Source organism: Bradyrhizobium vignae (assembly GCF_004114425.1).
GTDB lineage: Bacteria > Pseudomonadota > Alphaproteobacteria > Rhizobiales > Xanthobacteraceae > Bradyrhizobium > Bradyrhizobium vignae.
The window spans coordinates 139,232-151,778 of the sequence record NZ_RDQF01000005.1; the positions used below are offsets into that span (position 1 = coordinate 139,232).

A 12,547-nucleotide genomic window follows, 5' to 3' on the forward strand; every position below is an offset into this window, starting at 1 on the left:
TCGCCTTGCTTTGGTCAAACCCGGCTGGACTCGTTGCGGCATGGGCTCACCTCAGATCAGCCCCGCGCCAATGCGGACGAATTAAACCTCATCAACCGGGCTTCAAAGGAGCTGCGATGCTCGCGACGCTGAATGCCAAGCAAATCGTCGATGAGATCGTGAAGGACACGATCAAGGACAACGATCCGCATGACGCGCTTCAGATCTCTCCGGAGATCGTGCTGGCTTCGCGGCCAGCCAGCGTGCCCCCCGCGCTGGCGCCGGAGATCGCGCCGCGTCCGGAGCCCAAGTTTACTCCGGAGCCAAAGTTTACTCCGGAGGCAAAGTTTACTCCGGAGCCGAAGTTCACTGTGGAGCCGCCGCGCGCGCCCGAGCCCACCATCAACGTCGTCTACGGAAAGCCCGCCGCGGCACCGTCGGTCGACACGGCTGTCCGCGTCACGTCCAGTGATGGTCCGGTCAGGCCGAAGCGATCCTCGATCGGCAAGTGGCTGCGCCGTGCGTTCGTCACGTTCCTGCTTGCGGGCACCAGCGTGGTGGCCGCCATCGCCTGGGAGAAGCACGGCGACACGGCAAAGCAAATGCTCGCCGAATGGACGCCGGTATTGACGTCACTGATGCCGTCTTCCATGCCGCTGATGTCTTCGACCCCGCAGGCGACGCCCGTCGCGGCGGCGCAAGCTGCCCCGCCTGAAGCGCCAGCGGTAGCCGAACAAGCGGCCGATCAAGCTGCGACCCCGCCTGCGACCCAGCTTGCCGCCGCGCCCGCAACAGCGCAGCCCGACACCTCGCAGTCGTTGCAGTCGCAGTCGTTGCAGTCAATGACGAACGATCTCGCCGCGATGGCGCAGCAGATCGAGCAGCTCAAGTCCAACATCGCCGAGTTGAAGGCCGGACAGGAGCAGATGGCGCGTGAGATGGCGAAGCCGCCTGCGCCCAGGCCAGTGGCTGTTGAGACGAGGCCGGCCGATCCGCGCCCGCGCGCTGCTGCGCTCCCGCCGCAGCCTCCCGCGCCGCCGCTTCGCAAGCCCAAACCGGCTGTCAGGCCGGCCGTGACGCGGACCTACATGCCGGCCTATTCGCCCGCGCCTCCACCGCCATCGCAGGCAGCCGCGGCTCCGCCGCCAGCGCCGCCCGTTGCGACGACGCAAGCCGTTGCCGATGACGACGGACCTGTCGTGCGTCCGCCGATGCCGCTGCGCTAGCAGCGGCAGACGACAGCACGACATCGCGCACGCTGTCCGAGTCGGTGTGATGCGTTGAGTCCGGGCGATTACGGAAGCGATGCCTCGTTCGTCTTCCGCTCAAGAGAAAAGGCCGTCGGGATCTATGCCGCCGGCCTTCTCTTGCAGCTGCCGGTTCCCGGAGCCCGGTTCTGCTGCAATTCCATGCCTTATGATCCCGCAGATATATTTAATAAAATCTTAACGAACCCGCACGCTGCACATCATTTCTGCGCCATAAGCCCAGAGATTGCGCGGCGAGTACATTCGGCAGATATCGACTCAGTGGTACCATCCGACATGCGTTGAGACTTGCGCTGAAGCTCAGATCGTCACACCGGGGGAAGTCGGATGCCCTACTACTCTTTCGATCTCGTGGTTGGTGAAGAGTTCAAGAACCAAGGTGGAATCATCCTCGAAGACATCGAGGTTGCCTCCGATCGCGCCGATCAATTGGCGTGCGAGCTGTCGCAGGTGAAGCCGGAGCTGCAGCAGAAGGGTTGCTCGGTGCGCGTCACCGATGGCGATCACAACGAGCTCTATCGCACGCCGCTCGATCCGGTACCGGCCTGGCAGCGCTAAGCTGAGCCTAAAGCATGATCCGGAAAACTGCGAAGCGGTTTTCCGGAAAGATCATGCGTAAACAACAAGCTAAAGCGCGATGACGATTCATCCAAATCTCATCGCGCTTTAGTCCAGCGTCGGCGGCTCGAACCAGTTCGTCAGCGACAATCCGCCATCGACGACGAAGGCTGCGCCGGTGACGTAAGCGGAAAGCTTGTTCGACAGCACCGTGAGCGCCATCGGCACGAGATCCTGGGCCTCGCCGAGACGCCCGAGCGGAATGTGCCGCGCCAGCGCGGGATCGGCAACGAAGCCACCGGCTGCGATCGCGCCGGGCACCAGCGCGTTGACGCGGATATCATGGCGGCCAAACGTCTTGGCCAGCTCCTTCACCAACATCCCCAGCCCCGCCTTCGCCGTCGAATAATGCGGCAGGTTGCGCGGGGTGCCCGCATGCAGCGAGGTCAGAAACAGGAACGAGCCCGGCCGCTTCGCCGCGATCAGCCGTTTTGCGAGCTCGCGCGCCAGATGAAATCCGGCATCGAGATTGACGGCGTGCATCTCCTGCCATGTCCTGCGATCGACCGCGAGCGCATGATCGGCCTCCCGCCGCGGCGGCGAGGCGCTGTGGACGAAATGCGTGATCGCGCCCAGCGCGGCATGTGCGGCAGTCAACAGCTCATCGCAGGCCTCGAGCCTGGCGAGATCGCCGACCCAAGGCACGGCCAAATCGGGCCTCTCGCTCGCGCTGATCGCGGCACGCACCCGCTCCGCGTTCACATCCGCGAACATGGTGCGGACGCCCTCGCCGACCAAGCCTAGCGCGATCGCGCGGCCGATGCCGTTGCCCGCGCCGGTGACGAGCGCGGTGTCGTATGCGGGATCGAACGGCGTGCTGAACAGGCTCATGTTGCGCTCCGCGGCTGGGGAGCGCCAGGTTAGCCCACCGCCCGGACGGACGACAATCGCGCTCCGGCCCCATTGCCGAGCGGCGCGCCGGACGCTAGCCTCTCAAAAAACGGAGGAGGTTCCAGGGATGCGCGCCGATTTTCTGATGACGGGCCTGTTGCTGCTGGCTGCGCCCCAGGCGGCCGACGCGCCGCCGCGGTCGACCTATGTAACCATGGTCTTGCAGGCCTTCGCCGCCAAGGTCGAGTGTCCCAACACGGACCTCGTCTATCAGGACCTCGTGCAGAGGGCGCGGCAGATGCATCTGCCCGACGGCACCACCGAGAAGGTACGTAAGGCGATTGCCTGGATGCACACTGGCGGGAAGATGGGTGAGAAGCAGGACGATGATTTGATGGCCGAGGTCGCGGTCGCGACCCAGGCGACCGACATGGACCAGCGCCGCCTCGGCATGCCCGGCTGGTGCGAGGCCCAAAAGACCAACCTCGCCGGCCTGATCCGCAGCAAGGGCGGCTAGCCGGTTTCGCGGTGTTAAGCACGCCGCGACGGAACCTGCGCTACGGCCCAAAATCGTCACAATCCTCGAAAGCATGCTGCCTCCTGGAATTCGAACAGGAGGTCCTGATGCGGAGTATCCATTGCGTTTTCGCCGGCGCGATTGCGGCCGCCACGGTGCTGACTGCGCCCGCACTGGCGAGGAATTCCGATGCCCAGAAGGGCGAGGAAAAACCCACATCGTCGTCGTCCTGCAGTGCCTATCAGCAGGCGCCGGACGGCACGTGGGAACCGCTCCCCTGCAAGGAGTCGGGCGAGCGTGCGCAGCCCCAGACACACAATCGCACTTCGTCGCAAGGCGCTGACCGCGGGGAGCGTTGAGCGTGACCGGGCCTCTGAATGTCAGCTCTGATGCGGGCCGCGCATGATCTTCATGGCGTCCACGATGTGACGCCACTCCTTGGCCTCCTCGGCCTCGCCGCGGCCCTCGCAGGCCTGGGCCTGCTCGGCGGCCTTCGCGATCGCAGCAAAACCGTGCTGCTCGAGCATCTGCCGGGCAACGGTATGGACCTGGACCTCGGACATCATGGGCGCTCTCCGGTCTGACCAACTGCGGTGCAACGCTCCCGCGGGTTGTTCACAACGATTGAAGCCCGGGGCGCGTTCCGTCCGATCGACGTGAGCCCGAAGACAAGGCGGCCCCCATGCCCGGCGGACCGCCTTCTCACCCACCCCATAACGGGAATCTTCGGCCGCGTGCCCTACGCGACCGCCACCTTCTTGCGTTCGAAGTCGTTGGGCACCTCGATGTCGACCTCCAGGGTCGAGACCTCGTCGCCGCGCTCGAGCCGGACGATGACCTTGGTCGGGTCCAGCGTCACATGCTTGGACACGACGGCGAGAATTTCCTCGCGCAGCACACCGAGCAGATCGGGCTGGCCGCGCATTCCGCGTTCATGGGCAAGCAGGATCTGCAGCCGTTCGCGAGCGACGGGCGCCGAGGCCTTCTTGCCGCGGAGAAGTCGAAGCAGACCCATGCTCATGCAGCCCTCCGTCGCAGCAGACGATCCATCAGGCCTCTCCGCTCGGCAGGAACATGCATCGTCACGTTCTCGCCGCAGAGGCGCTTGGCCGCGTCCATGTAGGCCCGCGCCGGCGCGCCGTCCGCGTTGGACAGAGTCACCGGCGTGCCGACGTTGGAGGCCTTCAACACGTCCTGGCTCTCGGGGATGATGCCGAGCAAGGGCGTGGCTAGGATCTCGAGGATGTCGTCGATGGTCAGCATCTCGCCCCGCGCGGCGCGCGAGGGATCGTAGCGGGTTATGAGAATGTGCTTCTCGACCCGCTCACCCTTCTCGGCCCGCACCGTCTTGGAATCGAGCATGCCGATGATGCGGTCGGAATCGCGCACCGAGGAGACTTCCGGATTGGTGACGATCACGGCCTCGTCCGCGAAGCGCATCGCCATGGACGCGCCGCGCTCGATGCCGGCCGGGCTGTCGCAGATCACCCAGTCGAAGCGGCTGCGCAACTCGGCGATGACCTTGCCGACGCCCTCTTCCGTCAGCGCGTCCTTGTCGCGGGTTTGCGAAGCCGGCAGCAGCCACAGATTCTCCAGCCGCTTGTCGCGGATCAGCGCCTGCGGCAGCTTTGCCACCCCCTGCACCACGTTGATGAGGTCGAACACCACGCGGCGTTCGGCGCCCATCACGAGGTCGAGGTTGCGCAAGCCGACGTCGAAATCGACGACGACCACCTTGTCGCCGCGCTGCGCGAGCGCCGCTCCCAGCGCGGCGGTCGTGGTAGTCTTGCCGACCCCGCCCTTGCCTGATGTCACGACCAGTACCTTACTCATCGCAAATGTCTCCTTTGCTGGTCAGTTCAGCGCTGTAATTCGCATGGTATTCCCCTGCAGCCAGGCCTGCGCCGGTTTGCCGCGCAGGGCCTCGTCGATGTCGTCGGCAGTCTGATAAAACCCATCGATCGCAAGCAGTTCGGCTTCGATCTTCTGGCAATAGATGCGCGCGCTGGTGTGTCCGTTCACGCCCGCCATGGCGCGGCCGCGCAGCGCGCCATAGACGTGGATCGAGCCGCCGGCGACGACTTCGGCGCCGGAGCCGACCGAGCCCAGAATGGTGACGTCGCCTTCCGGGAAGATCACGGTCTGGCCCGAGCGCACGGGGTTTTCGAGCAGCAGCGACGTCGGCTTGGTCTCGGCCTTCAGTTCGGCCTTCTTCGGCGCGCTCGGCTCGACCACGCAGCTGCGCCCACCAGTCAGCAGCGGCGGCATCATCGGTGTCAGCCTTCCCTCCTCCACGCCCTCGATGCCGAGCACGCGGATGTTGCGGTCCTGAAGGCTGGTGAGCAGATGGCCGATGCCGGCCTGGCTGAGGTCGACCGAGGACAGATCGATCACCACGGGCCGACCGGCGAAGAAGCCCGGCGACCGCGCGATGGTGGCGTCGATCTCATGCAGCCAGTCCTGGACCGGAACCGTCGGCGTGAACACGAAAGCCACATAGGAGCGCCCTCGCAGGCGCACCATTTGACGTTGGACTTTAGCTGCAGCCTCCATCACGGCCGACTCGTTCCCTGTTATTGAATGGTTAACGATGCGGCGGATATGGTTAACGGCGGGTTAACTTTCCGTGGGATTACGTGGGGAAGGATCGTGGCAGATTGCGCGCTCCCATGTCCCGGACGCGCCGCAACGCGCAAGCGTTGCTGCGCAGAACCGGGCCCCGGCTCTGCAGCGAATCGTCAAAGGGACGCTGCGCTGCGTCCGGGGCACGAGCGGAGAGCAAGGCACACACTTTCCACATCGTCATTGCGAGCGCAGCGAAGCAAATCCAGACCGCCTCCCGCGGGGAGCCTCTGGATTTGCTTCGCTGCGCTCGCAATGACGAGGACAGACGGTGAGCCCGCCCCCTACTTCTTCACCTTGCTCGCATCCATCTTGATGCTGGGATCGAGCATCTTGGTCGTGAATGCGGTGGTGACGTCGAACGGCTTTTCCATGCCGACATAGGTCTGGACCAGTTCGTAGTCCTTCTTCATTCGCTCGCCGTCGATCCAGCCGAGACCCTTGGTGGTCGTGAACTCGTCGGTCATCAGGAATTTGATGCGCTCCCACTGCCGCTCCTGGTTCTCCTTGTCGAGACCGGAGACCTGGTCGAGCAGCGCCTTCAGGCATGGCGTGACGTCGGCAACGCACGCCGCAAAGGCCTTCTGCGTCACGCGCACGAAATCCTCGACGACCTTCGGATTCTTCTGAAGGTACGCGCCGTTGACGATCAGCGAATTGCCGTAAGGGTTGAGCCCGATGTCCTTCCAGTTGAGGTAGCCGAGATCGGGTCCGAACTCGATCACCTTCAGGTCGTGCTCGTTGTAGAAGTCGCTGATGATATCGACGGTGTGGCTCTTCAGCGCCGCGATCTTCGCGGTCGGTCCGACATTGACGAAGCCGACGGAGTCGGGCGCGAGCCCTGCCGCCTTGGCGAACGCCGGCCACATCACGCGCGAGGCATCGCCCGGCGGATTGCCGATCTTGTGGCCGGGGAAATCCTTCACGCCGTTCACGCCATAGCTCTTCAGCCAGTAGAAGGTCTGGCCGGTATTGGCATAGACGCTCATCACCGCGACCGCGTCGGCGCCCTTGCTCTTGGCCACCAGCATGGTGGCGAAATCGGCGACGCCGAACGGCGAGCCGCCGGAGCCGACCTTGGCGGCGGAGACGCCGGAGCCCTTGCCGGTCTCGATGGTGAGGTCGATGCCGGCCTTCTCGTACCAGCCCTGCGCCTTGGCGTAATAATAGGGCGAGTGATCGGCCGTCGGCGTCCAGTTGAGGATCAGATTGACGGCTTCTCCCGCATGCGCGGGCACCGCCGACGTACCGACTCCCAAGGCCAACATCAGGGCCGAGCCCGCCGCCTGCAAACGCTTCATCGCATCTCTCCTCGTTGCCGCGACCCGGCTTGTCGCTCTCCCCTTGTGAGGATACCAATGCAACAAGCCCGCCCTCAACTTGTCAACTGTTTGGTTGGAAATGCCCGCAAAACGATCTGGCGACACCGTGCCGCAGCGCCGCGACCCCGTCGCCACCCGCAAGAAACTGCTGACGGCGGCGCGCCAGGAATTCGCCCGGCACGGTCTTGCGGGCGCCCGCGTCGACGAGATTGCCGGGCGTGCCGGCGTCAACAAGCAGCTCGTCTATCACTATTTCGGCGACAAGGACGCGCTGTATCTGGCCGTGCTCGAATGGGTCTACGAGGACATCCGCGAGCAGGAGCGAAGGCTCAATCTCGAAGGCCTGCCGCCGGAGACGGCGATCCGCAAGCTGATCGAAGCGTCGTTCGACCACCTGGCGGCGAACCCTGATTTCATCGTGCTCTTGAACGACGAGAACCGCGGCGGCGCCCGCCACGTCCGCGGCTCGATCCGGCTGGAGGCGATGCACTCACCGCTCGTGAGAAGCGTTTCCCACATCCTCAACGAGGGGGTGCGCGCGGGCGTGTTCCGCAAGGGGATCGATCCCGTCCAGCTCTATATCTCGATTGCGGGGCTCAGCTATTTCTTCTTCTCCAACACGCCGACGCTGTCGGCGATCTTCGGCAAGGATCTGTCGAGCCGTGCCCAGCGGCGCGCCCGGCGCCGGCACGTCGCCGACCTCGTGCTGCAGTCGCTCCGGCCCTAATCAACCAACTGGTTGAAACTTTCTCGAAGGCCGGTTAGGCTTGCGACCTGCGGCATCGCTGCCGCGGCCAACAGGGAGCAGTCGGTGGCAGGAGACAACGCACGCAGCTCGCGCAGCTTTGCGATCATCCTGATCGTGCATCTCGCCGTGCTCGTGCTGTGGCAGGTTGCGGTCGATGCCTTCCACGTGCCGAAATTCATCCTGCCCTCCCCGCTCGCGACGGTGCAGACGCTGGGGACGGCGGGCTACGCCTGGGGCGCCAACACGCTGGTGACGGCGATCGAGATCCTCGGCGGCTTTGCGCTCGGCGCATTCGTCGGCGTGGCGCTCGCCGTGATCTTCAGCTGGGCCCCGCTGCTGAGCCTCGTGCTGCTACCGCTGTTCGTCACGCTGAACATGATCCCGAAAGTCGCGCTCGGCCCGCTCTTCATCGTCTGGTTCTCCTACGGCATCGTGCCGAACATCCTGATCGCCTTCAGCATCTGCTTCTTCCCGATCCTGCTCACCACCGCGCGCGGCCTGCGCGAGGTCGAGCCTGATCTGCTCGACCTCGTCAAATCGCTGCGCGGCTCGCGCTGGACGCTGTTCCGCAAGATCCAGCTGCCGGGATCGCTGCCTTACGTGTTCTCCGGCATGAAGGTCGGCGCCATCCTGGCGGTCGCCGGCGCCATCGTCGGCGAGTTCATCGCCTCCGAGCGCGGGCTCGGCTACCTCATGATCCAGGTGCAGTCCTCGCTCGACACGCCCGCGATGGTGATGGCCGTCGTGCTGCTGACGCTGCTCGGCGTCGCTCTCTACGGCCTGGTGCTGGCCCTCGAACGCATGTTCGTGGTCGGTGACGCAAGACAGACCTGACAACGGCAGAATTAAGACCCGGGACAAATCCATGCTGCTCACACGCCACACGCTGCCGAAGACCATCCCCGATGTCGCTGCGCTCGACGAGCTCTTGTGCCGGCCGACGCAGGCGCTGATCGACGACCTCGAGAAGGTCGAGGGCGACATCATGATCCTCGGCGTCGCCGGCAAGATGGGCCCGACGCTGGCGGGGCTCGCGAAAGCCGCCGCGCCGGACCGCCGCGTCATCGGCATCGCGCGCTTCAGCGACCCGAGCGTGAAGGATTGGCTGCATGCGCGTGGCGTCGAGACCATCAATTGCGACCTGATGGACGAGCGCGCAATTCAAGCGCTGCCCAAAGCGGCGAACATCGTCTTCATGGCGGGACGCAAGTTCGGCGCCGAGGGCGATCTGTCGCTGACCTGGGCGATGAACGCGCATGTGCCGGCGCTGGTCGCGCAGGCCTTCCCGTCCTCGCGCATCGTGGCGTTCTCGACCGGCTGCGTCTATCCCTTCGTGCCGGTCGACGGCAAAGGCTCGACCGAGGAGATGGCGCCGAACCCGCCCGGCGAATACGCCCAATCCTGCGTCGGCCGCGAGCGCATGTTCGAATATTTCTCGCGCAAGTTCGGCACGCCGGGTCGCCTGTTCCGCCTCAATTACGCGATCGACATGCGTTACGGTGTGCTGCACGATATCGCGACGAAAGTGCTCAATGGTTCGCCAATCGACGTCAGCCTCGGCCATGTCAATTTCATCTGGCAGGGCGATGCGTCGGCGCAGGCGCTGCGCTGCCTCGCCCATTGCACCACGCCGACCTCACCGCTCAATGTCAGCGGCCACGAGATTTTGGCGGTGCGCGATCTCGCCCAGAAATTTGGCGCCAGGTTCGGCCGCGCGCCGGTGCTGACGGGCAAGGAAGAGCCGACGGCGTGGCTGACCGACACGTCGAAGGCAGTTGAGCTGTTCGGCCTGCCGGTGGTCGACACCGAACAGCTGATCGCCTGGACCGCGGATTGGGTCTCTCGGGCCATGCCGAGCCTCGGCAAGCCCACCAAATACGAGGTGCGCGATGGACGCTACTGACGGGCCGCCCGTCCTCAAGCTCGGCGTGCAGGACGCGATCGCAGGGCTGGCGCTCTCGACGGAAGCGCACTGGAATCAGACCGAAGAGGACTGGCGCATCTTCCTGCGCGAGGGCATCGTGTTCGGCATCCGCGACGGAGCGCGACTGGTCGCGACCGCAGCCCTCCTGCCCTATTCCGGCAACAACGCCTGGATCAGCATGGTGCTGGTATCAGGCACGCACCGCCGCCGCGGCCTTGCAACGCGTCTGGTCGATGCCTGCCTGGAAACGGCGCGCAAGAATGGACTGACGAGCTGGCTCGATGCGACGCCCGACGGCGCCGCCGTCTACGGACCGCTCGGATTTACGCCGACCCTGCAATTGCGCCGTTTGAAGCTGGAGAAATCCGCGCAGGCCACCGAGGCGGCCCCATCGGCCGCAACGCTCGAGGCGCTTTGTACCCGCGACCGGCGCGCCACCGGCTTCGACCGCACTGCTCTGCTGACCGCTTTCACACAGCGCGCTGGGTCACGCATCGTCGCAGCAAGCGGATGCATTGCGTTGGTCCGCGACGGCAGAACCGCGCGCCATATCGGCCCGTTGTTCGCCGATCATGCCACCGAAGCGCTGGCGCTGGTTCGCGCGATTGCAGGATCCGAAAATGGCCCACTTCTGCTCGATGCCGTCGCGTCACAAGCTGCGTTCCTGGAGGGATTGACGAGGTCCGGCTGGACCATCGAGCGGCCGTTCCAGCGCATGCGGTTCGGCCCCGCCAGCATCGCGGCCGAAGAAACGCCATTCGCCGTCGCCGGCCCCGAATTCGGATAGGACATCATGCACCACAGCCAGATCAACAGCGACATCCGCAAGCTGATCGCCGAAGGCACCGTGCTGCCGGCACACCCCCTCGCGCTCACCGCCGGGCGCCGGCTCGACAAGACGCATCAGCGCGCGTTGACGCGCTATTACATCGACGCCGGCGCTGGCGGCCTCGCCGTCGGCGTGCACACGACGCAGTTCGCGATCCGCGACGTCGGTCTCTATCGTCCCGTGCTCGAGCTCGCCGCCGAGACCGCCGCGAGCTGGACCACGCGGCCGCTGGCGCTGGTCGCCGGCCTCGTCGGGTCAACCAGCCAGGCAACCACTGAGGCCCGCACCGCACGCGACATCGGCTATCATGCCGGCCTGCTCAGCCTTGCGGCGATGAAAAGCGCCTCCGAGGACGAGATCATCGCCCATTGCACGGCCGTGGCCGCCGAGATTCCGCTGGTCGGCTTCTACCTCCAGCCGGCCGTCGGCGGCGTCATCCTGTCGAGCCGGTTCTGGCAACGCTTCGCCGCGATCGACAATGTCGTTGCGATCAAGATCGCGCCGTTCAACCGCTATCGGACACTCGACGTGCTGCGCGGCGTGGCGGCCGCCGGCGCGCTCGACCGCGTCGCGCTCTACACCGGCAATGACGACCACATCCTGCTCGACCTGATGCTCCCGTTCGATCTCCGCGACAACGGCATCACCACGCGAACCTATTTCAAAGGCGGCCTGCTCGGCCACTGGTCCGTGTGGACCGCGACTGCCGTCAAGCAGTTCGCGCGCTGCAAGGCGGCGCGGCACAAGGACAGCGTGCCGGCCGACCTGCTGGCGCTCGATGCCCGCGTCACCGATTGCAACAGCGCCTTCTTCGACGTCGCCAACGATTTTCACGGCTGCATCGCCGGCTGCCACGAGGTGTTGCGGCGCCAGGGTCTGATGCAAGGCCTGTGGTGCCTCGATCCGAACGAGGCCCTCAGCCCCGGCCAGAAGGAGGAGATCGACCGCGTCACGCGCGAGCACGCGGACCTCAGCGACGATGCCTTCGTCGCCGCGAACTTGAACAAATGGCTGGCATGAGCTCAGACCCCTTCATCAGCCTGCAAGGCGTCCGCAAGGTCTATCGCTCTGGCGGCGCGGAGTTTCTCGCGGTGTCCGACGTCACGATGGACGTCGCTGAAGGTGAGCTGGTCTCGCTGGTCGGCCCCTCCGGCTGCGGCAAGACGACAGTGATGAAGATCCTGGCTGGCCTGCACGGCGCCGACGGCGGCACCGTCAGGATAGGCAATACCAACAGCCCGTTCGATCCGACCCGCGACATCGGCATGGTGTTCCAGCAGGCGCTGCTCTTGAAGTGGCGCACCATCCTGGAAAACGTGCTGCTGCCGGCCGAGATCGTCGGCCTGCCGATGAAGGCCGCGCGCGAGCGGGCGCGCGACCTGCTCAACCTCGTCGGGCTCGCCGGCTTTGAGCAGAAATATCCGCAGCAGCTGTCCGGCGGCATGCAGCAGCGCACCGCGATCGCGCGCGCCTTCATTCATGATCCAAAACTGATCCTGATGGACGAGCCGTTCGGGGCGCTGGATGCGCTGACGCGCGAGCAGATGAATCTGGAGATGCTGCGGATCTGGCGCGAGAGCGGCAAGACCATCATCTTCGTCACGCATTCGATCCAGGAAGCCGTCTTCCTGTCCTCGCATTGCGCCGTGCTGACGGCGGGACCTGCGAAGATGGCCGACTATTTCGCAATCGACCTGCCCTTCCCGCGCGACCTGCCGCTCAAGACCACGGACGCGTTTGGAGCGTATGCAAGGCGGATATATGCGAAGCTGGGACTGGGCGCGGCGTAGACGATAGTCCGGAGCCCGGATGGAGTCCGGTAGGTTGGGCGAAGCGAAGCGTGCCCACCATGGCGAGTGAAGCAAGAAATGGTGGCACGGCGCAAAGGC

General features: G+C 65.2%; 16 protein-coding genes. 10 read left to right on the forward strand and 6 right to left on the reverse strand.

The window, feature by feature from the left end; genetic code table 11:
- Positions 1 to 116 precede the first annotated feature (116 nt).
- Together EAV90_RS06170 and EAV90_RS06175 are read left to right on the forward strand one after the other, a co-directional pair.
- Positions 117 to 1,205 carry a hypothetical protein gene (locus tag EAV90_RS06170; RefSeq protein WP_129142879.1) on the forward strand — a complete coding sequence of 363 codons (1,089 nt, stop codon included), beginning with the start codon at positions 117 to 119 and terminating at the stop codon, positions 1,203 to 1,205.
- 369 nt (positions 1,206 to 1,574) lie between these two features.
- Positions 1,575 to 1,805, forward strand: coding sequence for a DUF6894 family protein (locus EAV90_RS06175; protein ID WP_129142880.1), 231 nt, complete (start codon positions 1,575 to 1,577; stop codon positions 1,803 to 1,805).
- 108 nt (positions 1,806 to 1,913) lie between these two features.
- Here the strand turns inward: EAV90_RS06175 and EAV90_RS06180 are convergent, their stop codons facing one another.
- Positions 1,914 to 2,696, reverse strand: a complete 783-nt coding sequence (locus EAV90_RS06180) for an SDR family NAD(P)-dependent oxidoreductase (protein ID WP_129142881.1) — start codon at positions 2,694 to 2,696, stop codon at positions 1,914 to 1,916.
- A 127-nt stretch (positions 2,697 to 2,823) separates the two neighbouring features.
- Here EAV90_RS06180 and EAV90_RS06185 point away from each other — a divergent pair, with 127 nt between their 5' ends.
- Entirely contained in the window at positions 2,824 to 3,213 is a 390-nt protein-coding gene (locus tag EAV90_RS06185; RefSeq protein ID WP_129142882.1) for a hypothetical protein, read from the forward strand.
- A gap of 107 nt (positions 3,214 to 3,320) precedes the next feature.
- Positions 3,321 to 3,572 (forward strand): hypothetical protein, encoded by a 252-nt coding sequence (locus EAV90_RS06190; protein ID WP_122403480.1) that lies wholly within the window; start codon positions 3,321 to 3,323, stop codon positions 3,570 to 3,572.
- A gap of 21 nt (positions 3,573 to 3,593) precedes the next feature.
- On the opposite strand, the gene EAV90_RS06195 is transcribed toward EAV90_RS06190, so the two are convergent.
- From EAV90_RS06195 to EAV90_RS06215, 5 genes are all read right to left on the reverse strand, one after another.
- Positions 3,594 to 3,779 carry a hypothetical protein gene (locus EAV90_RS06195; protein WP_027572193.1) on the reverse strand — a complete coding sequence of 62 codons (186 nt, stop codon included), beginning with the start codon at positions 3,777 to 3,779 and terminating at the stop codon, positions 3,594 to 3,596.
- A gap of 173 nt (positions 3,780 to 3,952) precedes the next feature.
- Entirely contained in the window at positions 3,953 to 4,234 is a 282-nt protein-coding gene (gene minE, locus EAV90_RS06200; protein WP_035703963.1) for a cell division topological specificity factor MinE, read from the reverse strand.
- Positions 4,231 to 5,046 carry a septum site-determining protein MinD gene (minD, locus tag EAV90_RS06205; RefSeq protein ID WP_122403481.1) on the reverse strand — a complete coding sequence of 272 codons (816 nt, stop codon included), beginning with the start codon at positions 5,044 to 5,046 and terminating at the stop codon, positions 4,231 to 4,233. The genes minE and minD overlap by 4 nt, the downstream gene beginning before the upstream one ends.
- A gap of 21 nt (positions 5,047 to 5,067) precedes the next feature.
- Complete coding sequence (gene minC / locus EAV90_RS06210; RefSeq protein ID WP_122403482.1) at positions 5,068 to 5,766, reverse strand: septum site-determining protein MinC; 699 nt, start codon at positions 5,764 to 5,766, stop codon at positions 5,068 to 5,070.
- Between the two features lie 353 nt (positions 5,767 to 6,119).
- Positions 6,120 to 7,136, reverse strand: a complete 1,017-nt coding sequence (locus EAV90_RS06215) for an ABC transporter substrate-binding protein (protein ID WP_129142883.1) — start codon at positions 7,134 to 7,136, stop codon at positions 6,120 to 6,122.
- Positions 7,137 to 7,236: 100 nt separating this feature from the next.
- On the opposite strand from EAV90_RS06215, the gene EAV90_RS06220 reads away from it, so the two are divergent.
- The 6 genes from EAV90_RS06220 to EAV90_RS06245 all read left to right on the forward strand — a co-directional run bounded on the left by EAV90_RS06220 (position 7,237) and on the right by EAV90_RS06245 (position 12,448).
- Positions 7,237 to 7,884 (forward strand): TetR/AcrR family transcriptional regulator, encoded by a 648-nt coding sequence (locus tag EAV90_RS06220; RefSeq protein ID WP_129142884.1) that lies wholly within the window; start codon positions 7,237 to 7,239, stop codon positions 7,882 to 7,884.
- An 84-nt stretch (positions 7,885 to 7,968) separates the two neighbouring features.
- Positions 7,969 to 8,739, forward strand: coding sequence for an ABC transporter permease (locus EAV90_RS06225; RefSeq protein WP_129142885.1), 771 nt, complete (start codon positions 7,969 to 7,971; stop codon positions 8,737 to 8,739).
- A gap of 31 nt (positions 8,740 to 8,770) precedes the next feature.
- Complete coding sequence (locus EAV90_RS06230) at positions 8,771 to 9,808, forward strand: NAD-dependent epimerase/dehydratase family protein (RefSeq protein ID WP_129142886.1); 1,038 nt, start codon at positions 8,771 to 8,773, stop codon at positions 9,806 to 9,808.
- Positions 9,795 to 10,616, forward strand: coding sequence for a GNAT family N-acetyltransferase (locus EAV90_RS06235; RefSeq protein WP_129142887.1), 822 nt, complete (start codon positions 9,795 to 9,797; stop codon positions 10,614 to 10,616). Before EAV90_RS06230 ends, EAV90_RS06235 begins: the two co-directional genes overlap by 14 nt.
- Positions 10,617 to 10,622: 6 nt before the next feature.
- The gene (locus EAV90_RS06240) at positions 10,623 to 11,678 is read left to right on the forward strand and encodes a dihydrodipicolinate synthase family protein (RefSeq protein WP_129142888.1); all 1,056 of its coding nucleotides are present in this window, start codon (positions 10,623 to 10,625) and stop codon (positions 11,676 to 11,678) included.
- Entirely contained in the window at positions 11,666 to 12,448 is a 783-nt protein-coding gene (locus EAV90_RS06245; RefSeq protein WP_122403489.1) for an ABC transporter ATP-binding protein, read from the forward strand. The genes EAV90_RS06240 and EAV90_RS06245 overlap by 13 nt, the downstream gene beginning before the upstream one ends.
- The last annotated feature ends 99 nt before the right edge of the window (positions 12,449 to 12,547 follow it).

What these genes read in the sequence shown, in the direction of transcription:
- EAV90_RS06170 (WP_129142879.1), top strand. Translation starts at nt 117, where the DNA reads ATGCTCGCGACGCTGAATGCCAAGCAAATCGTCGATGAGATCGTGAAG.
- EAV90_RS06175 (WP_129142880.1), top strand. Translation starts at nt 1,575, where the DNA reads ATGCCCTACTACTCTTTCGATCTCGTGGTTGGTGAAGAGTTCAAGAAC.
- EAV90_RS06180 (WP_129142881.1), bottom strand. Translation starts at nt 2,696, where the DNA reads ATGAGCCTGTTCAGCACGCCGTTCGATCCCGCATACGACACCGCGCTC.
- EAV90_RS06185 (WP_129142882.1), top strand. Translation starts at nt 2,824, where the DNA reads ATGCGCGCCGATTTTCTGATGACGGGCCTGTTGCTGCTGGCTGCGCCC.
- EAV90_RS06190 (WP_122403480.1), top strand. Translation starts at nt 3,321, where the DNA reads ATGCGGAGTATCCATTGCGTTTTCGCCGGCGCGATTGCGGCCGCCACG.
- EAV90_RS06195 (WP_027572193.1), bottom strand. Translation starts at nt 3,779, where the DNA reads ATGATGTCCGAGGTCCAGGTCCATACCGTTGCCCGGCAGATGCTCGAG.
- minE (WP_035703963.1), bottom strand. Translation starts at nt 4,234, where the DNA reads ATGAGCATGGGTCTGCTTCGACTTCTCCGCGGCAAGAAGGCCTCGGCG.
- minD (WP_122403481.1), bottom strand. Translation starts at nt 5,046, where the DNA reads ATGAGTAAGGTACTGGTCGTGACATCAGGCAAGGGCGGGGTCGGCAAG.
- minC (WP_122403482.1), bottom strand. Translation starts at nt 5,766, where the DNA reads ATGGAGGCTGCAGCTAAAGTCCAACGTCAAATGGTGCGCCTGCGAGGG.
- EAV90_RS06215 (WP_129142883.1), bottom strand. Translation starts at nt 7,136, where the DNA reads ATGAAGCGTTTGCAGGCGGCGGGCTCGGCCCTGATGTTGGCCTTGGGA.
- EAV90_RS06220 (WP_129142884.1), top strand. Translation starts at nt 7,237, where the DNA reads ATGCCCGCAAAACGATCTGGCGACACCGTGCCGCAGCGCCGCGACCCC.
- EAV90_RS06230 (WP_129142886.1), top strand. Translation starts at nt 8,771, where the DNA reads ATGCTGCTCACACGCCACACGCTGCCGAAGACCATCCCCGATGTCGCT.
- EAV90_RS06235 (WP_129142887.1), top strand. Translation starts at nt 9,795, where the DNA reads ATGGACGCTACTGACGGGCCGCCCGTCCTCAAGCTCGGCGTGCAGGAC.
- EAV90_RS06240 (WP_129142888.1), top strand. Translation starts at nt 10,623, where the DNA reads ATGCACCACAGCCAGATCAACAGCGACATCCGCAAGCTGATCGCCGAA.
- EAV90_RS06245 (WP_122403489.1), top strand. Translation starts at nt 11,666, where the DNA reads ATGGCTGGCATGAGCTCAGACCCCTTCATCAGCCTGCAAGGCGTCCGC.